Annotated in this window: 17 protein-coding genes; 4 read left to right on the plus strand and 13 right to left on the minus strand. The window is 70.1% G+C overall.

The genetic code is table 11. The features are described 5' to 3' along the window. Positions 1-218 precede the first annotated feature (218 nt). From ACFRFC_RS22775 to ACFRFC_RS22830, 12 genes are all read right to left on the minus strand, one after another. On the minus strand, positions 219-1,088 hold the full coding sequence (locus tag ACFRFC_RS22775; RefSeq protein ID WP_382693223.1) for a fumarylacetoacetate hydrolase family protein: 870 nt from the start codon (positions 1,086-1,088) through the stop codon (positions 219-221). Positions 1,089-1,124: 36 nt separating this feature from the next. Further along, positions 1,125-2,693: a helix-turn-helix domain-containing protein gene (locus ACFRFC_RS22780; RefSeq protein ID WP_382693226.1), complete on the minus strand. Its 1,569-nt coding sequence runs from the start codon at positions 2,691-2,693 to the stop codon at positions 1,125-1,127. Positions 2,694-2,779: 86 nt separating this feature from the next. Beyond that, positions 2,780-3,373, minus strand: coding sequence for a GTP cyclohydrolase I (folE, locus tag ACFRFC_RS22785; protein ID WP_382693229.1), 594 nt, complete (start codon positions 3,371-3,373; stop codon positions 2,780-2,782). Between the two features lie 84 nt (positions 3,374-3,457). After that, entirely contained in the window at positions 3,458-3,820 is a 363-nt protein-coding gene (locus ACFRFC_RS22790) for a 6-pyruvoyl tetrahydropterin synthase family protein (protein WP_382693230.1), read from the minus strand. 39 nt (positions 3,821-3,859) lie between these two features. Beyond that, complete coding sequence (locus ACFRFC_RS22795) at positions 3,860-4,573, minus strand: 7-carboxy-7-deazaguanine synthase QueE (protein WP_382693233.1); 714 nt, start codon at positions 4,571-4,573, stop codon at positions 3,860-3,862. 95 nt (positions 4,574-4,668) lie between these two features. Further along, positions 4,669-5,385 (minus strand): 7-cyano-7-deazaguanine synthase, encoded by a 717-nt coding sequence (locus ACFRFC_RS22800; protein WP_382693235.1) that lies wholly within the window; start codon positions 5,383-5,385, stop codon positions 4,669-4,671. Positions 5,386-5,388: 3 nt separating this feature from the next. Then, positions 5,389-6,402, minus strand: a complete 1,014-nt coding sequence (locus ACFRFC_RS22805) for an isopenicillin N synthase family dioxygenase (protein ID WP_382693237.1) — start codon at positions 6,400-6,402, stop codon at positions 5,389-5,391. 12 nt (positions 6,403-6,414) lie between these two features. After that, a complete protein-coding gene (ectB, locus tag ACFRFC_RS22810) occupies positions 6,415-7,674 on the minus strand; it encodes a diaminobutyrate--2-oxoglutarate transaminase (RefSeq protein WP_382693240.1) in 1,260 nt (419 codons plus the stop codon). Positions 7,675-7,684: 10 nt separating this feature from the next. Continuing rightward, a complete protein-coding gene (locus tag ACFRFC_RS22815; protein WP_382693241.1) occupies positions 7,685-8,443 on the minus strand; it encodes a class I SAM-dependent methyltransferase in 759 nt (252 codons plus the stop codon). Positions 8,444-8,660: 217 nt separating this feature from the next. After that, complete coding sequence (locus tag ACFRFC_RS22820; protein ID WP_382693243.1) at positions 8,661-9,311, minus strand: cyclase family protein; 651 nt, start codon at positions 9,309-9,311, stop codon at positions 8,661-8,663. 79 nt (positions 9,312-9,390) lie between these two features. Then, on the minus strand, positions 9,391-10,308 hold the full coding sequence (locus ACFRFC_RS22825) for a TauD/TfdA family dioxygenase (RefSeq protein ID WP_382693246.1): 918 nt from the start codon (positions 10,306-10,308) through the stop codon (positions 9,391-9,393). A 128-nt stretch (positions 10,309-10,436) separates the two neighbouring features. Continuing rightward, a complete protein-coding gene (locus ACFRFC_RS22830; RefSeq protein WP_382693248.1) occupies positions 10,437-12,362 on the minus strand; it encodes a methylaspartate mutase subunit E in 1,926 nt (641 codons plus the stop codon). Between the two features lie 715 nt (positions 12,363-13,077). On the opposite strand from ACFRFC_RS22830, the gene ACFRFC_RS22835 reads away from it, so the two are divergent. The 4 genes from ACFRFC_RS22835 to ACFRFC_RS22850 all read left to right on the plus strand — a co-directional run bounded on the left by ACFRFC_RS22835 (position 13,078) and on the right by ACFRFC_RS22850 (position 16,766). After that, a complete protein-coding gene (locus tag ACFRFC_RS22835) occupies positions 13,078-13,851 on the plus strand; it encodes a response regulator transcription factor (protein ID WP_382693250.1) in 774 nt (257 codons plus the stop codon). 142 nt (positions 13,852-13,993) lie between these two features. Beyond that, a complete protein-coding gene (locus ACFRFC_RS22840; RefSeq protein ID WP_382693253.1) occupies positions 13,994-14,767 on the plus strand; it encodes an SDR family oxidoreductase in 774 nt (257 codons plus the stop codon). Between the two features lie 89 nt (positions 14,768-14,856). After that, complete coding sequence (locus ACFRFC_RS22845) at positions 14,857-15,645, plus strand: alpha/beta fold hydrolase (protein WP_382693256.1); 789 nt, start codon at positions 14,857-14,859, stop codon at positions 15,643-15,645. Next, a complete protein-coding gene (locus ACFRFC_RS22850) occupies positions 15,642-16,766 on the plus strand; it encodes a histidinol-phosphate transaminase (RefSeq protein WP_382693258.1) in 1,125 nt (374 codons plus the stop codon). The genes ACFRFC_RS22845 and ACFRFC_RS22850 overlap by 4 nt, the downstream gene beginning before the upstream one ends. Positions 16,767-16,933: 167 nt before the next feature. Here ACFRFC_RS22850 and ACFRFC_RS22855 read toward each other — a convergent pair whose 3' ends face one another. Next, complete coding sequence (locus ACFRFC_RS22855) at positions 16,934-17,824, minus strand: siderophore-interacting protein (protein ID WP_382693260.1); 891 nt, start codon at positions 17,822-17,824, stop codon at positions 16,934-16,936. Positions 17,825-17,870 lie beyond the last annotated feature (46 nt).

Raw genomic sequence — 17,870 nt, forward strand, 5'->3', positions numbered from 1 at the left:
CCCGCGGACCGGGCCGCGGTGACGCCGGGCGCGGTGGCGCCGGGCGCGGTGGCGCCGGGCGCGGTGGCGCCGGGCGCGGTGGCGCCGGGCGCGGTGGCCCCGGGCGCGCCGGCCCGGGGCTGAGGGCCTGGGTCCAGCGGCGAACCGGGCCGGCCGGCGGGTGAGCGCCGGCCCTCGGCGCCGGGCGGCGCAGGCCCCGTGACCCGGTGGGTGCCGCTTCAGCGGCGGGGACCGGCGGGCTTGAGCCTGACGGTGTTGCGGAGGTCACCGACGCCGTCGACCCGGGCTTCCACCGTGTCCCCGTCGTGGATGACGCCGGCGCCGGGGGTTCCCGTGGCGATCACGGTTCCGGCTTCGAGGGCCATGCCGCCGGAGAAGTAGCCGACCAGCCAATGAGGGTCGTACATCATCGCGGACACCCGGTTGGACGCGATGGTCCGGCCGTTGACGACGGTGGAGATACGGACGGCGGAGAGGTCGGGGATCTCGTCGGGGGTGACGATCCAGGGGCCGAGGCTACAGAAGGTGTCGAACGCCTTCGACCAGGGGATGTGGCGGGGGTTGACCCGGATCGCGTCCTCGGCGGTCATGTCCAGGACGGTGGTGTAGCCGAAGACGACCGACGGGGCGTCCTCGGGTGACACGTCTCGGCAGGTGGTTCCGACGACCACGCCCAGCTCGGCCTCGGCGGTGACGCGTTGCGACTGGCTGGGGAGCAGGATGTCGTCGCCGTGTCCGATCACGGTGGAGGACGGGCGCAGATAGGAGCCGGGGGCGTCGGCCGGCTGCCGTACCCCCAGGTCGTCGGCGTGGCGTACGTAGTTCAGGCCCACCCCCCACAGCTTCGGCGGACACCGGTAGAGGGGCTCGAACTCCGGGTCGCTCTCCGTGGCCAGGGCGCCGGGGTCGGGCAGGGCGGCCAGCGTGGCCGTGAGGGCGGCGGCCTCGCCCTTCCTGATGATGTCCAGCAGGGTGGGGCCGTACAGGGTTCCCGCGGTGGCGTTGACGAGGCTCAGGGTGACGATTCCAGCGGGGGTCGACACACCGACGTCCTCACCGGTCTTGGTGCGCAGAGTGCAGAGTCGCACGGTTCTTCCTCTCTGGTGGCGCTGGGGGCGCCCCGGTCACGCGGCTGCGTGCTGGGCGGCGAGTGTGGTCTGGGCGGCGAGTGCGGTGTGGCCGGCCGGCGGGTTCTGGGCGGCGAGCGGATTCTGAGCGGCGAGGGGGTTCTGAGCGGCGAGCGGGTTCTGAGCGGCGAGGGGGTTCTGGCCCGCGAGTGCGTTCCGGCCGGCGATGCCGACGATGTTGAGGACCCTGAACATCGCCACGTCGTGGTCGTCGACGCGGCGCAGGATGCCGAGGATGAGGAGGTGATAGATGTCGTCGGCGCATTCCGTGGGCGTCAGGCCCAGCGTGTCCGCCATCTCCTGGGCCGACCAGTAGCCGTCCGCCCCGCGGGGCGTTCCCAGGGACATGGCCGACACCAGGTCACCTTGGCGGCTGGTCAGCGTGGCCAGGGTGTGGTGGACCGACGCGAAGGCGGCCGGCCGCCGAGGGCCGCCGTGGGGACGCCGGGCCACGGTGAGCGGCTCGGTGGTGAGTTGCTGGGCGAGCTGCCGCGGGGAGTAGACCAGGCTCCAGTGGGCGGCCGATTCGAGAGCGGCGGGAAGGCCGTCGAGCGCCCGGCAGATGCGGGCGAGGTCCGCGAGCACCTGGGCGTCCGGGCGGAAGGCGGGCTGTACGCGTTTGGCGTGGGCGAGCAGCAGCTCCACCGAGGCCACCTGGGCCAGGCCCGCCGGCTCGGCGCCGGGCGGCGGTACCGGAAGGGGTGCGAGGGGGAAGAGGGTGTCGAAGGGCAGGTCGACGGGGGTTCTGGCGGTGACGAGGATCCGCAGCCGGGGACACGCGGTCACGAGACGGGCCGTGAGGTCCGCCAGCCTGTCGTCCGGGCGGGCGCCGTCGAGGACGAGGACGACGTTCGACTCCCCGATCGTCTCCACGAGTCGCAGATGACTGTCGGGCCCGGGGCGTACGACCTCACGCAGCCACGCGGGCTGCTCCGGCGCCCCCACGGGCGCCCCCGCGCCGCGGAGCCGGTCGTCGTCGAGGGGTGACCACAGGACCGTCGCCTGGTCGGCAGCCTCCAGCGCGTGCGCGGCCTCCAGGGCGAGCCGGGTCTTGCCGACGCCCTCGATCCCGGTGATGGTGACCAGGCGATGGTGCTCGGCACCGAGCATGGCCGCCAGCGCCGCCAGCTCCTGCTCCCGGCCGATGAACCGGCCGCTCACGGTGGGTTCGGGCGCCCCGGTCAGCAGCGAATGGTCGTTCACCAGCCGGTTCATCTGACGGGTGCTCAGCCCCAGGGCGTCGGCGAGCAGACGCAGGGAATCCGCCCTGGGGTGCCGTACCCGCCCGTTCTCCAGGTCGCGTATCGCTCGCACGCTGAGGGTGCTGGAGCGGGCCAGCCGCTGCTGGGACAGTCCGCTTCGCAGTCGTAGCTCGCGCAGTCGCCGGCCGAAGGCCGCGGCCGCAGCTCCGCCGTCGTCGGCCCAGTCCCTCCGGAGTCCGATCGGGACGTCCCGCCCGATCGGCTCACCGGCGGCGGCCGGTGCGCGGCGCGGTGTGGCCGGCGTCTGTCGCCCCGCGGTCCGCGGGGCGATCCGGCCGATCGCTGACACCGATGGTGATTCCATGGCACAGGCTCCTTGGGGCCGCTGCCGCGACCCGGTACGGGCCAGGGCAGCGGCCCCGGATAGGTCTCGGGGTGCGGGGTCGGATTTCAGGGGCGCAGCAGGCTGAACATCTCGGCCCGGAGCCCGGCGTCCTCACCGAGGGCCCCTCGATAGGCCGTCGAGGTCATCTGAGCCGCCGCCTTGATGCCGCGCATCGTCATGCACAGGTGCTCGCCCCTGGCGATGACCGCCACGTCCTGGGCCCCGCTGAGCTCGGTGATGTCGTCGGCGATCTCGGCGACCAGCCGCTCCTGGACCTGAAGCTTGTGCGCGTGCCGATGGGCGATCCGGGCGAACTTCGACAGGCCCAGCAGCTTGTCGTCCGGCCGGTAGGCGATCGTCACCGAGCAGTTGAACGGCAGCAGGTGATGTTCGCAGAGGGACCAGACCTGGATGTCCGAGACGATCACCCACTGCCGGGAGCCGGTCGACTCGAACAGGGTTCCGACCGAGCCGGGCTCGTAGTCGATGAACTCGCGCCACCAGCGGGCGAACCGCGTCGGTGTGTCGCGCAGACCGTCCCGGTCGGGGTCCTCCCCGATCTCCTTCAGGAGCTGCCGGGCGAGTCCGACCAGCGGGTCTTCCTCGCCCGGCTTCTCCGATCCGACGTCGCCCTCCTGTACCCACGTCGCCACAGACATGCAGTCACCTCTCCTGTCCGATCCGTCAGGCCGTTGCCCGATGTCGTTGCGCGGTCCGCCGGTCAGGGCCGGCCGACCGGTGGTTCAGGGCCGGTACTCGGCCCAGGTCTTGGGGGTTTCGGAGATCCGTACCGAGGTCAGCTCCGGAAGCTCCTTGGACCAGCGCTCGTACAGCCACACCGCCAGGTGCTCGGCGGTCGGGTTGCTGTCCACCAGGTCGTTGAGGTGACGGTGGTCGAGCGTCCCATCGAGCCACGACTTGAAGGGGGCCAGCTCCCCGTAGTCCCGCACGAACCCGGTCGGCGTCAGTTCCGTCAGGTCGGCGCTCAGCTCCAGTTCGACGACGTAGTTGTGGCCGTGCAGCCGGGCGCACTGGTGTCCCTCGGCGAGGCCGGAGAGCTGATGGCTGGCGGAGAACTCGAACTTCTTCGTGATACGCAGCGTCATGTCCGCGCTTCGTCCTTCCCTTGTGATTCGGCCACGCGTTCAGACACCCCGCGTGTCGCCCCACAGCAAGGTGTGGAGGCGTGTGGTGAGGTTCCAGCCCCGTGCGATCACCTCGTCGGCCAGTGCGGCCATGTGCCGGTCCACCTCGGCGCCGGTCCGCCCCTTCGGCATGATCCAGACCGATCCGAGGCCGAACTCCTCGACCAGGCCGGCCACTTCGTCCAGATCGCCGATGTCCCGGCAGACGAACTTGAACGTGGTGCCGTCCGTCGCCGCGAGGCTCCTCAGCGCGGCCGGCACGATCCGCCGCCCGGCGGAATCGCCCGAGTGGGCCAGCTTCGGCGAGACGTTGAAACGGACTCCGGCGGCGACCAGGGCCGGGTCGGCGGCGTGGGTGCCGTTGGTCTCGATCTCGATGTCCAGGCCGTGCGCCGTGAGCGACTCCACCAGCGGGATCAATCGTTTCTGCTGGCCGAGTGGCTCGCCGCCGGAGATGACGATCAGCCCGACGCCGAACGCGAGGAGTTCCCCGGCGACCTCACGGACGGGACGGCGGTGCAACTCCTGGCGGGGGTCGTAGGTGACCCCGGAGTCGCTCGCGCCGGTCCAGTCCCAGGTGTACGGCGTGTCGCACCACGTACACGACAGGTTGCAGCCACCGAGCCGCAGGAACGCACATCTGCGGCCCATGGACCGGCCTTCGCCCTGGACGGTGGGGCCGAAGATCTCATTGACCACGAGTTCCGGTTCCACGCCGGACCGCCCTCCTTCCTCGTCGGACCGCCCTACTTCCTCGTCGGACCGTCCTCCTTCCGCGTCGGGGCCACCGGTGGGGCGGCCGGCCCCGGTCACCGCGGCAGCCATGCTTCGCGGTAGCCGGTCGGGTCCTCGATGCCCAGGTCGGCGAACGCGCCGCGCCGCTCCACACAGGCCGCGCACGCACCGCAGTGGAGGTCCTCGCCGCGGAAGCATGTCCACGTGAGCTGCCAGGGCACACCGAGCTTCTCGCCTAGAGCGACGACGCCGGTCTTCGGCAGCTCGATCAGCGGAGCGAGCAGGGTGACGTCGGGAGTCAGCGCGCCCCTGGTCGCCACCCGTTCCATGGCGAGGAACCGCCGCAGGAACTCCGGAGATGTGTCGGAGGGGCCGACGTCCTCGGCCATGACACCGAAGGCGACGCCGTCCGCCTGGACGGTGACCGCCAGCGCGAAGGCCACCGACAGCAGCACGGCGTTCCGGTTCGGCACGATGTTCGGGTTCGGCACGGTGCTCGGGTTCGGCACGGTGCTCGGGTTCTGGTCGACGGGCCGGTCCGGGCGCGGTACGGCCACGGACGGATCCGTCAGCGACGCTCCGCGCATGACGCTCCGCAGCGAGCGCAGATCGACCTGCTCGTACGGCGCATTGAGCCGGGTCGCGGCGGCCGCGGCGAACTGGAGTTCCCTGCGATGGCGCTGACCGTAGTCGATGGCCAGCACCTGGAGGTCGTGTCCCTCGGCGGCCAGATGATGGGCCATGGTCACCGAGTCGATCCCGCCGGACACCACGGCGACGATCCTGCTCATGGGTCAGGCCGCCTTTACGGGGTCGGAATCGGATCCGGAGCCGGCCAGGACGCCGAGCTTCTCCAGGACCGTCCGCCGCGCGTACGCCGGTGCCAGCCCTCGGCCACCGCCGATCGGAGCGGGGAGGGGGTCGACCAGCGTGCCGGGATCGGTCTCGAAGAAGAACACCAGCGACAGCAGTTCCTCGTCCGGAGCCGCCGGGCTGGGCGGCAGCACTCGGTGCCGGAGCGCCCGCCAGCGCCCGTCGGTCCACAGCTCCATCAGCTCGCCGAGATTGACGAGGAGCGAGTCGCGGCGGTACGGCGGCGAGAACCAGCCGTCTTCCTCGTTCCACGCCTGCAATCCGCCCACCCCCCGCTGACGGTTCAGCAAGGTGACGGTCCCCAGGTCGGTGTGCGGCCCATTGCGGAACTGACCGGGAGCGACCTCACCGAGGCTCGCATACGACGGATACCAACTGGCGTTCTGCGTCCAGGTCGCCCGGCGTGCCCGCGAGGTGAAGAAGTCCGCCGGCAGCCCCAGCGTGACGGCGAGCACCTCGTTGACCGCCCCCACCACCCGCATCATGTGGGTGGTGTACATGTCGGCGGCGGCCCGTAGCTCGGGCAGCTCGGCCGGCCAGCGGTTCTCCGGGTAGTTGAGCCGGTCCTGCCGCGCGTCGCCGTCGCGGTGCCCGGGCCCCACGTAGAACGACTCGTGCAGATCCGGCGCGCTCGGAGCCGGTGTGTCCTCGCGCACCGCCACCCCGACCCCACCGGGGGGATGCATCTTCAGCCACCCGCTGTCGTGCGCGTTCTCAATGGCGTACGGGGCCTTGGCCTCCTCCCGCAGGGCGAAGAACCGCTTGGCGGTGGTCCGGAATCCATCGGTCACGGCCTGTGGCACCCCGTGCCCGGACACGAGGAACATGCCGGTGCTCCGCAGCGCGGCGTCCAGCTCCGCGGCGATGGGGGCGCGCTCGGCGTCGGACGCCCGGCGCCACACCTCAAGGTCGATCTCGGGAATGTTGCCTGGCACAGCCCTGACCTCTCACTTGCTCCGCGCGAGTACCGAACCCACGCAGGTACGGATGATGTCGAGACCTTCGTCCAGGTCGTCGTCGCCGATGGTCAGCGGGGGCAGCAGCTTCACCACGTCGCCGGCCGCACCGGTCGTCTCCATGAGCAGGCCGTTCTCGAACGCCGCGGCGCACACCCGGCGGGCGGCGCCGGGCGTGGCGAACCGCAGCCCGGCGGCGAAGCCCCGGCCCCTGGTCTCCAGGCCGGCGTCGGGGCTCTCGGCGGCGAGGGCACCGAGGGCCGCCGCGATCCGCTCTCCCCGGGTACGGGTGGACTTCTCCAGCGTCCCGTCACTCCAGTAGGTGCGCAGCGCCTGCGCTCCGGTCACGAAGGACCCGCTGACACCGCGGAACGTCCCGCTGTGATCACCGGGTTTCCATACGTCCAGTTCCGGCCGGATGAGCGTGAGGGCCAGCGGGAGGCCGAATCCGCCGATCGACTTGGACAGGCACACGAGGTCGGGAGTGATGCCGGCGTCCTCGAAGCTGAAGAACGGCCCGGTCCGGCCGCAGCCCATCTGGACGTCGTCCACGATGAGCAGCACCTCGTGGCGCTTGCACACCTCGGCTAGCTCGCGCAGCCAGTCCGTGTGCGCGGCCCGCAGTCCGCCCTCGCCCTGGACGGTCTCCACGATGACGGCGGCGGGCCGGTCCAGGCCGCTGCCCCCGTCCGACAACAGCCGGTCGAGATAGCGCGGTCCGCTCTCCCCGCTGCCCGGGTAGCCGTCGTAGGGGATCGAGGTCGTCAGGGTCAGCGCCACGCCGGAGGCCGCACGCTTGGCCGCGCTGCCACTGACCGCGAGGGCCCCCAGGGTCATCCCGTGGAAGGAGTTGGTGAAGCTCACCACGGACTGCCGTCCGGTGACCCGCCGGGCCAGCTTGAGAGCCGCCTCGACCGCGTTCGCGCCCCCCGGACCGGGGAACACCACCTTGTACGGCAGCCCTCGCGGCGTCAGGACGACGTCCTGGAGTGCCTGGAGGAAGTCCCGCTTCGCCACGGTGAACATGTCCAGCGCGTGCGAGACCCCGTCCCGGGCGATGTAGTCCAGCAGGGCCCGTTTCAGAACGGGGTTGCCGTGGCCGTAGTTGAGCGCACCCGCGCCGGTGAAGAAGTCCAGATAGGGCCTGCCGTCCTCGGAGAACAGCCGGCTGCCTTCCGCCCGGTCGAACACGACCGGCCACTGCCGGCTGTAACTGCGGACCTCGGACTCAAGATCGGTGAAGATCTTCATATCGCCGTCCTCATATCGCCGTCCTCGCCATTACCACGAACCAGTGCCGGTCGAGCCGGACACCGCGGTCGTCGCTCGCCGATTCCAGATAGCGCTCGAACGGTATTCGGTCCAGCACCGGGTCGTAGTTCTCGAAAATCGGCACCTGGCGCAGGAATTGATCGAGTTCGACCGGTGAGTGATAGAACTCCTCGGTCCGGAACGTCCTTTCCAGCATCATCGTGAAACCGGCCCCGGTGAGTTCCTCCACCACCTCGTCCAGCACCGGCCGGTCGTCCCAGCGGCCGTAGAGCTGGCCCCGGCCGAAGGTCTCCTTCAGCTCGCGGGCGTCCGTCTCGCCGATACCCATGTAGAGCAGCCGGCCGCCAGGCTTGAGCACCCTGCGGAACTCCCCCGGGAAGAGCGGCCCGCGCCGGGAGGTGAGCACGTCGGCCGTCCCGCCGGGAAGACCGGTACGGGAGGCGTCACGCTGCTCGAACGTGACCTGGCCCAGCCCCGCCGCCACCCGCTTCCGCTCGGCGGACGCCAGCATCGGCGGCGACATGTCGATGCCGAGCGCGCTGCCGAACGCGGGGGCGATCCTCAGCAGGCTGCGCCCGTCGGCGCAGCCCACGTCGACCAGCCGGCCGCCCGGACCGCCCTGCTCCCTGGCCAGTTCGTCGAACGCGGCCTCCGGATCACCGTCCGGGAACACATCGGTTCGCAGCCCCCCGCTGGTGTATTCGCCGAATTCATCGGCGACCCGCGAGTAGAAATCCGGGTTCATCATCACCTGCCTCCCTTTCATGGAACGGCGATGGAATGGCCGCGCGGGAGCGTGACCACCCACTCGCCGTGTTCATGCGCTCTACAACAATCCTTGTTCAACCCGGTAGCGCTATCAATGTCCGTCCGTACGGCACTCCATGGCCATTTGGCTCTCCCTGCCGCCTGTACGGGGGGGGCTTCTCCGGGAACCCGGCCGACCTCCGGGGACGTTGTGCCGCTCAGTCCAGCACGGCCAGTGCGCGCGTGGGCGCGCCGTCTCCGCCGGTGACGTTGAGCACTCCGGTGAACAGCGTGCACCACTGGTCCGGGATCTCCCGCAGCACGAGGTTCTCCAGGATCAGGGTGCCGCCGCCCAGCAGGGTGCGGTGCACGTCGTAGGGGAAGTCCGGGGGACGCAGGGCCATCGGCAGGTCAGGGCTGATGGTGTCCATGCCGATGAGCCTGAGTCCGGTGGCCACGGCCCATTCGGCGGCATCGGCCGCGAGATAGGGGTGGGTGTCCGCGTAGGCCGGCTCGCCGTAGCGTGCGTCCCAGCCGGTACGGATCAGCAGTGCGTCACCGGGTTGGAGGTCGACGGCGGACTTCAGTTCGGCCGCCGTGATCGGCATGGGACCGTCCCGCAGTATCTCGACGCAGTACGCCCTGCCGACCAGCGCCGACAGCGGCAACTGGTCGACCGTGGCGCCGTCCTCGACGAAGTGCGACGGGGCGTCCAGGTGGGTGCCGATGTGCGTCGGTATGTCCAGACGCATGACCCGCATCCGGTGTTCCGCCCAGGTACTGGTGGGGGTGAACCGGGGTGCCGGGATGGTGCGCGCGTGCGGCATGCCCGATTCCAGCGGGCGGGAGAGATCAACGGTACGTGACATGCGGGGGGTCAGCTCCTTCGGATCGACGATCGTGCCGGGCGATTCGGACCTCGCGGGGGGGTTCGGGACGGCCGCGGGTCTAGCCGGCCTGTCCATCGCGCCGGACCCCGTAGATACGGCGGAGCCTGCGGCTGGAGGTGGTCTCCTGGAACGGCCGACGGCCGTGCAGCATGCGCCGGTTGTCCCACAGCAGGCCCACGCCGCGTCCGAGCAGCACACAGTCCGCGGTTTCCGCCGCGACGCGGGAGACCTCGTCGAAGGCGTCCATGGCCGCCCGGAGTTCCGGCGGAACCGGTGTTCCCTCGGCGGCGTAGCCCTGCTCGATGTACATCCGGACATAGCGCAGCTCATAGCCACCGGCGGTGTGCGTGAGGACGGGCTGCCGCTTGATCCTGACGCCTGCCATCTGGTCCTTCACATCGAAGGGCACGGGGCGGCACAGCTCGGCGACATGCGCCGGGTCGACCTGCGCGAGCTGCCGGACCAGGCCGTCGACGTCCATCAGCAGCGTTTCCCCGCCCGTCGCCGCGGACAGGCCGAACAGAAACGCGACGTCGGGCAACCGCGGCAGCAAGGTGCCGTCCGTGTGATAGTTGCCCGCCTTGCTCGAATTGGAGTAGTGACTGGTCTCAGCGGCCCCGGCCTTCACCTCCACGGGATAGATGAGTTCACCGGAGCTGTACTGCGGGACCGGACGGAAGAGCGCCGTGAAGAGGTTCCAGTAGAGGGTGGAGACCTCCTGGTCGCTGAGCCCGTCCGCGTCGAACCGTACGACGGCACTCCCCATGTCCCCGAGGATGGCCGCCGACACGGAGTCGCTCAGTTCCAGCAGCTCCGCGCCGGTTGTCCGGAAGGCCGCCGCCGGCCACTGCGCCGAGGGTGTGTCCGCGGGCACCTCGCGCGCCAGCAGCGCCGAGGCCGCCGCGCCGGAGATCTTGAATTCCGGGATGGTGAGTTCCGGGACGGTGAGTTCCGGGACGGTGAGTTCCGTTGCCATGCTCGTTGTCCATTTCTGTGGGAGGTGGGTGCTGGACTGTCCGCCGTGCTCGAACGGACCGGCGCCGTGTTCCGGCCGGCGATGCTGCGGCGGGGGGCTGCGGGGGGCTGGCTGCGGGCGGCTGGCGCTCACGCGTCGAGCGGCCACGCGCGATAGTGACCGGAAGGCACTTGCAGCACATCTCTTTCGACGAGTTGCCAGTCGCTGCGCACCGGCGGCACCTCGGACCTGCGGCGTTCACCCATCCGGCTGCGATGGAAGTCGATCACATCGCTGGAGAACCTGAGCCGGCCGGTGTTCAGATAGCGCACCGCGCCCTGCCGGTCCCGCGCGGTGAGCACTTCACCGCGGTTGTGGACACTGGGCGAGAACGGGATGTCCAGGTAGCCGAGCGCGAACGCCTTCACCACCCCGTCCGTGAGGCTGCCGTCCCCGGCGAGCAGGACGCTCTCGAAGATCTGGTCCACCTCGGCCCGCAGGATGGTGGCCTCCTCGCGCACCGCACGCTCGTCCACCTCGATGCCGCCTGCCTCCAGCACGCCCAGCTGACTCAGCCGCAGGCCCTCCTGGTTGTCGGAGACCGAGGGAATGGTGGTCGCCTCGACCGGTGTCTTGACGATCAGACGCGAAGCGCCGGACAGCCGGCCGGTGACGGCCGAGGCCACGATCAGCTGCGTCGCCCGCGCCCGGTCCTGCGGAAACGCCGCCATGTGCTGGTGGAACACCGTATTGACCTGAACACCGGGATATCCCAGGTTGGCCAGATACTTCTGACCCAGTTCACGCAGAACCCTGATCGCCGCGATGTCCTGGGCCCGGTGGCCTTGTTCGGCATAGCCGAGCGAAACCGAGCCCACGCCCTGGCCGGCCGCGAGCATCGCCTCGATCACATTGACGACGATCGCCAGACTGGGCGGGACCAGCACTGCGGTCAAGGTACCGAAGAACTCCCGGTCGATGACCACTCCGAACTTCTCGCGGTAGTGGCCGACCAGCCGGTCGACGTACTGCCATCGCCTGAGCGACTGGGCCGGTGAATAGTCCTTGAAATACGGGATGTTGTACGTGATCGCGCCGCCCTCGAAGCCGGTGACGCCGCCCGCGCAGGAGATCTCGGCGAGCAGCCGTGGGTCGCGGGTGCTGTGGCGGGTCTGGAGCGGGGTCCGCACCTCCGTGATCAACTGCCGCAGGACATCGACCCCGTGGTTCACCATGGGGAATCCGTTGAGCGTGGAACCACCCCGCTCCCGGCTCTCCGCGATCCCCTCGCCGGCTTTCCGGTAGTCATTGTTCCGGGTGAGCGAATCGATCTGGTAGGACAGCACATCGGCGCCGGAGCGGCGGAGGGCCGCGAATGCGGTGCGCTGCTCGGCCGCGAGGGCCACACCCGAGCGCGGCTGGACCAGGAACGGCCGCTTCGCCCGCGGCCGCGGCAAGTGCGCCTGGGCGAACGACGGCTGCCGGAGCAGGAACGCCGCGTTGTCCTCCAGGTTCCGCGCCCGGGCGCCGGTGGGCCAGGATTCCAGGACCTCGGGTCGCTGCTCCAGCAGGTCGGCCTCGGTGAGCCGCTGGTCGGGCGGCGCGCTGCCGGGCTGGACGGACCGGCGGGGAGCGGGGGGCTTCCCGCGTACCACGGGGAGCCTGAGCCTGATCAGAAGATCCTCGGCCAGGACCGAGAGAACCGTGGGGATATCCACATACGTCGGAAAGACCCGCCGAAAGCCCAGCCGGCGTGCTTCACCATGAATCCGCTCGGAGCTGCCGACATCGAGATTTCCACCGGCGTACCAGAGCGCGCCGATATCGGGATACTTGAGCATGAGGTCGGGAAATTTCTTCAGATAGTGACGCAGATGCCCATCCATACAGGAAATCATCACGATGTCAGCGTCGGCCGCACATTTAAAAAAGTCCTCGATTGAATTCTGCGTGCCCAGGAAATGAACTGTATGGCCTGCCTCACTGATGGCATGCTTCAGCAGGGTGAGACCGACCGAATGAGCGTCGGCGCCGATACCGCCCAGAACGATCGACCCTGTGGCCGGCAGTTCCATTTCTTCTCTCCGTCCCTCAAGGCATGCGAGACATTCGCCCCTGGTCCATCAGTAATTGATCGACCAGGATCCCGTTATGGGAAGCGGGATTGGCGTTGTTTCGACCCTAGCCAAGAAATGACGGGACCTGAGCGGCAGAAGCCCGGCAGAACCGTGCGCCCCTCTCCCGCTCAACTGCCCCCGGACAGCCGGGAATAACGGGCGGCCATTTCGTCGACAAAACCCACGAAACCCACACGGACAGGACATCCGCCACCTCGATGTGAGCCGTCACCCGGCCCCTGCAGAATCAGCCACGACATACGGCGCAAGATTTGACTGCGACCGAAGACTCTCCTGGCAATTTTTGAGGCAATACTCATGACGGTCGACACGATTCTCTCATGTCCCCCAATTAACTGAACCCGCGCGCCACGGCCGCCCCCACTCCACAGCAGGACAGACATCGATTTCGGCCCGGCGGCACATACGGCAATTCAAGCAAAGCGGCCTGTAAACCTTGGCAAACTCTGACTAAAACTGCCGGGCGTCCTAAATTGCGGGGCCGACACGGCAGGGACTTGACAAACCCTGGATGAATTTTAGGAGAATTGTGGAGGGGAAACACTCCACAGCTCCAGGGCGCGGGCCGCCAGAACCCGGCTGTGCCACACACGGTAGGCCCGCTGAACAGGTCGGACCAGCCTGCTCAGCGGGCTCCACAGAGGAGAGACCGATGGCAGGCACCATCTCGCGGCAGGATTGTCCCCCTGTAGTCCGGGTCGGCGCGCACAGGACCGACCCGGCCTGCTTCGATCCCCTCGCCAAACAGCCGCACCTGCTCGCGGAGTCCCGCGGGGAGCACCTGGGAGTCGGTTCCTTCCTGCCAACCGCCGGCGACATGGTCCGGCTGGCGGTCCACGCGGCCGACCCGATCACCCGTTCCGCCCTGGTGAGCTATGTCGAGAGCCAGCCCTGCCTGGCGTTAGCGGACCGGGGCACCCGTGCCGATATCGTGGTCGCCGCCGTTCAGAGCCCGGACGCCCACACCTTGGCGCTCCTGCGGCAGATGGCGGAGGACGGGGCCAGGCTCCTCGTGATCGCCGACGGCGAGTGGTCGGTCGACGCCTGCGCCGCGATGGCGGCCGGGGTACGCGCGGTGCTGTTCCGCTCGGCGTTCACCTGGGAGCGGTTCGGCAGGGCACTACAGGAGGTACGGGCCGGTCACGGCGATCTGCCGGCCGAACTCCAGGGCCAGCTGATGGACCAGATGACGAAGACCCATCGGGACGTGCTCGTGCCCCACGGGCTCACTCCGGGCGGACTCACCCTGCGCGAGGCGGAGATCCTGCAACTGGTCTCCGAGGGAGATGAGTTGCAGGAGATCGGGGACAAACTCGGCTACTCCCACCGGACCATCAAGAACGTTCTCTACAGCATGATCAAGCGCTACCAGCTGCGCAACCGCTCCCACGCGGTGGCCTACGCGATCCGCAACGGCCAGATATGACCCGCCGCAGCAGCGGTCACGTCCCGTTGCCCGTCCAGAGCCACGCCGTGGAACACACCGATCAGGACCACCACGCCGTGGAACACACCGATCCGAACCACCACGCCACGGCCACACCCATCACGACAGGGGAGAAACATCGATGGACCTCGGCATCGGCGGCAGAACCGCGATCGTCTGCGCGTCCACGGCCGGCCTGGGCAGGGCCACGGCCGAGGCGCTGGCCGTCGAAGGCGCCCGGGTCGTCGTGTGCGGGCGCCGCGCCGACCTGGCCGAGAAGGTCGCCGCCGGCCTTCCGCACGCCGTGGGAGTCGGCGTGGACCTGCTCGCCCCGGACGGGGCCGACACCCTGATGCGGGCCGCGCGGGCCGCGTTCGGCCCCCCGGACATCCTGGTGCTCAACGGGCCGGGGCCCCGGCCGGCCCGGATCACGGAGATCGCCGAGCCGGAGTTGGGCGGCGCCGTCGAGTCACTGATGACCGTCCATCACCGTCTGCTGTCACTGGCCCTGCCGCACATGCGCGAGCGGCGGTGGGGGCGGGTTCTGGCGGTGGGGTCGAGCGCCGTCGCGGCCCCGATCCAGGACCTGGCGCTGTCCGTCGTCGGGCGCACCGCGCTCGCCGCGTATCTCAAGATGCTGGCGACCGAGGTCGCCGGGGACGGTGTCACGGTCAATCTGCTGCTTCCCGGGCGCATCGCCACCGACCGGGTACGGCGGATCGACGCCGCCCGTGCCGCCGGGTCCGGGGACACGGTGGACAGGGTGATCGCCGCGTCCGCGCGGCGGATCCCCCTCGGCAGATACGGCGAGCCGGACGAGTTCGGCGCTGTCGCCGCCTTCCTGTGCAGCGAGCGCGCCTCCTACCTCACCGGCAGCGCGGTGCGGTGCGACGGGGGCCAGAGCCCGGTGCTGTGACGATGCGCCGACCGCCACGAGTGGCAGATCTCCACGAGTGGCAGATCTTGACGACTGGGCAGATCTTCACGAGTCCGAAGGGAACCGCCGTGCCGCACGCCAAGACCTCCGACGGGGTCCGTATCGCCTACCAGGTCCGCGGATCCGGCCCCCCGCTCGTGCTGCTCGCCGGTCAGGCGAACGACCACCACTGGTGGGACGGTGTCCGCGACGACTTCACCGGCTCGCGGAGCACCATCACGATCGACTACCGGGGCACCGGGGAGAGCGACAAGCCCCGCCTGTCCTACTCCACCGAGCGGTTCGCCGCGGACGTCGTCGCGGTCCTCGACGAACTGGCCGTGGACCGGGCCGATGTGTACGGCACGTCCATGGGCGGGCGGGTCGCCCAGTGTCTGGCCGTCCGCCATCGTCGGCGGGTACGTGCCCTGGTGCTCGGCTGCACCTCGGCGGGTGGACGGCACGGCGTCGAGCGGAGTCCTGAGGTTCGCCGCTCCTTGGCCCGCCCCGATCCGGTCGAGGCACGGCGGGCACTGCTGGGGCTGATGTACACCCCGGCCTGGCTCGCGACGCACCCGGGCCCGCACCACACGCTCGGCGACCGGACCATGCCCGCACACGCCCGGCGTGGGCACCGGGTCGCGAGCGACGGGCATGACATGTGGGACGCGCTGCCCGGCACGACCTCGCCGACCCTGGTGCTGCACGGCACCGACGACCGGCTCAATCCCACCGCCAACGCCCCCTTGCTGGCAGCCCGTGTCCCAGGCTCCCGGCTGGAGCTGATCGAGGGTGGCCGCCACGCCTATTTCGAGGAGTACCGCGACCTCGCCGGTCCCCTCGTCCTTGAGTTCCTCGACCAGAAAGTGACCCGGTGACCCACATCGACGATCTCCCCGTCCGGGACGAGCTGCGCGGCCAGAGCCCTTACGGCGCTCCCGAACGGGATGTTCCGGTACGCCTGAACGTCAACGAGAACCCCTTCCCGCTGCCGGAGCCGCTGGTGCGGGCGATGGCGGACCGGGTGCGGGAGATCGCGGGCGGGCTCAACCGCTATCCGGACCGGGACGCACTGGAGCTGAGGGCCGGTCTGGCCGGGTATGTGTCCCGCGCCACCGGTCACCCCGTGGACGCCCGGCGGGTGTGGGCCGCCAACGGGTCCACGGAGGTGATCCAGCAGTTGTTCCAGGCGTTCGGCGGCCCGGACCGCCGCGCCCTCGGCTTCGAGCCGTCGTACACCCTGCATGCGCTGACCGCCCGCAACTGCGGTACGGCCTGGGTCTCCTGCCCCCGGGACGAGGGCTTCGGCATCGATCTGCGCGCCGCCGGCGAGGCTCTCGCCCAGCAGCGGCCCCACCTCGTGCTCATCACCTCGCCGAACAATCCGACCGGCGCGGCCGTCCCCGCGAAGACCGTGCTCGCGCTGTACGAGATGGCGCAGGAGGCCCGTCCGTGCATGGTCGTCGTGGACGAGGCGTACGGGGAGTTCTCCGACCGGCCGTCCCTGGTGCCCCTGGTCGAGGACCACCCCCACCTCGTGGTCACTCGTACGATGTCCAAGGCGTTCGGCGCCGCGGGGCTGCGGGTGGGCTATCTGGTCGCCGCCCCCGCCGTGGTCGACGCGGTGCAACTGGTGCGGCTGCCCTATCACTTGTCCTCCGTGACCCAGGCACTCGCCCTGGCCGCCCTTGAGCACTCCGGCCCACTGCTGGACTATGTGGACCAGCTCAAGGACGAACGGCGCCGTGTCATGGCCGAGTTGACGGCCATCGGCTACGAGGTCGACGAGTCCGACGCCTCCTTCGTGCAGTTCGGCCCCTTCGACGACACCCGCCGGGCCTGGCAGGCCCTGCTCAACCACGGGGTCTTGATCCGCGACAACGGCATCCCGCGCCGACTGCGCACCTCCATGGGCACACCCGCGGAGAACGACGCCTTCCTCCGGGCGGCCCACGCGGTGTCCCGAGAGCCGTGGGCCGGAGGCCGGAGCCCCTCCTGACGGACGGTTGGTGGGCCGGGCCGGAAGCGGGTCCTGGCACGGCCGCCGAGGATGGAGCGTGTCATCAAGGGGTACACCCGGGCCTGCCACGCCACCACGTGGCGGCGGCCCAGCGGCTGGACCGTTTCCGCGCGGCTCAGGCGCGATCCTTCCAGCCTTGGGACGTTTTACAGCCCCAGGCCGGTCAGGCGGTTCTCGTACTCGATCGTCACGTCTTCCAGGTCGTCGGTCGGGGCCTCCCACAGCGCGGCGAGTTCCGACTTCACCCGCTCCGGCAGGGACTCGTAGCGCTCGGTCCAGCTGTCCGCGCCCGGGACCCAGTAGCCGACCACCTTGAAGCGGGCCGAGGCCAGGGCGAGGGTCTTGCGCAGATGCTTGCGGACGGCACGCAGGGCGGTGGTCTCACCCGCCACCCAGACATAGGTGCCGTCGAGGTCCGTGTCCGGGGGGATCGCCGCGGTCACCAGGTCCGCCAGGCGGCTGGGGGTGTGGCCGTTGCCGCCGTAGGTCCAGGTGACCTTGGTGTCGGGGTGCGGGGGCAGCGGCTGGACGGCCTGTTCGCCGGGGACCTCGATGACCGCCCGGGTGGCGACGGAGTGCGGGGTGTTCTCCAGGATCCGGGCGAGGGCAGGCAGCCCGGTCTGGTCGCAGACGAGGATCTGCCGGGTGACGTCCGCCGGGGGATCGTAGAGGCCGGTGGGCGAGTTCAGGCCGATCGGGTCGCCGGGGCGGGCGGCGGCGGCCCAGGTGGCGGCGACACCGTGGTCGTGCAGGACGAAGTCGATGTCGATCTCGGCGGACTCGGGGCGTACCGCGCGGATGGTGTAGGTGCGCATGGGGGCCGTTGGGCGGCCCTCTGGGGTCTCCCAGCCGTTCCCCCGCACCACCGGCAGCGAGAGGTCGTGGCGGTCGGGGCCGTGCGGGAAGAACAGCCGCACGTATTCGTCGCCCACCCCCGTGGAGCGGAAGTCCGGGAGATCGCCGCCGGTCAGTGTCACCCGGATCATGGTGCCGGTGAGGCGCCGGACTCGGGCCACGGCGGCTCGGTGGATGTTCATGGTGCGGTGCTCCTCGGCGAGTTGGGGGAGGTGGGTTCAGGGGTTG

Source organism: Streptomyces sp. NPDC056734 (assembly GCF_042790455.1).
Classification (GTDB): domain Bacteria; phylum Actinomycetota; class Actinomycetes; order Streptomycetales; family Streptomycetaceae; genus Streptomyces.

Coding starts and splice junctions, on each gene's coding strand:
- ACFRFC_RS22855 (WP_382693260.1), bottom strand. CDS start 17,824: ATGAACATCCACCGAGCCGCCGTGGCCCGAGTCCGGCGCCTCACCGGC.
- ACFRFC_RS22800 (WP_382693235.1), bottom strand. CDS start 5,385: ATGAGCAGGATCGTCGCCGTGGTGTCCGGCGGGATCGACTCGGTGACC.
- ACFRFC_RS22830 (WP_382693248.1), bottom strand. CDS start 12,362: ATGGAACTGCCGGCCACAGGGTCGATCGTTCTGGGCGGTATCGGCGCC.
- folE (WP_382693229.1), bottom strand. CDS start 3,373: ATGTCTGTGGCGACGTGGGTACAGGAGGGCGACGTCGGATCGGAGAAG.
- ectB (WP_382693240.1), bottom strand. CDS start 7,674: ATGAAGATCTTCACCGATCTTGAGTCCGAGGTCCGCAGTTACAGCCGG.
- ACFRFC_RS22815 (WP_382693241.1), bottom strand. CDS start 8,443: ATGATGAACCCGGATTTCTACTCGCGGGTCGCCGATGAATTCGGCGAA.
- ACFRFC_RS22835 (WP_382693250.1), top strand. CDS start 13,078: ATGGCAGGCACCATCTCGCGGCAGGATTGTCCCCCTGTAGTCCGGGTC.
- ACFRFC_RS22820 (WP_382693243.1), bottom strand. CDS start 9,311: ATGTCACGTACCGTTGATCTCTCCCGCCCGCTGGAATCGGGCATGCCG.
- ACFRFC_RS22790 (WP_382693230.1), bottom strand. CDS start 3,820: ATGACGCTGCGTATCACGAAGAAGTTCGAGTTCTCCGCCAGCCATCAG.
- ACFRFC_RS22825 (WP_382693246.1), bottom strand. CDS start 10,308: ATGGCAACGGAACTCACCGTCCCGGAACTCACCGTCCCGGAACTCACC.
- ACFRFC_RS22780 (WP_382693226.1), bottom strand. CDS start 2,693: ATGGAATCACCATCGGTGTCAGCGATCGGCCGGATCGCCCCGCGGACC.
- ACFRFC_RS22840 (WP_382693253.1), top strand. CDS start 13,994: ATGGACCTCGGCATCGGCGGCAGAACCGCGATCGTCTGCGCGTCCACG.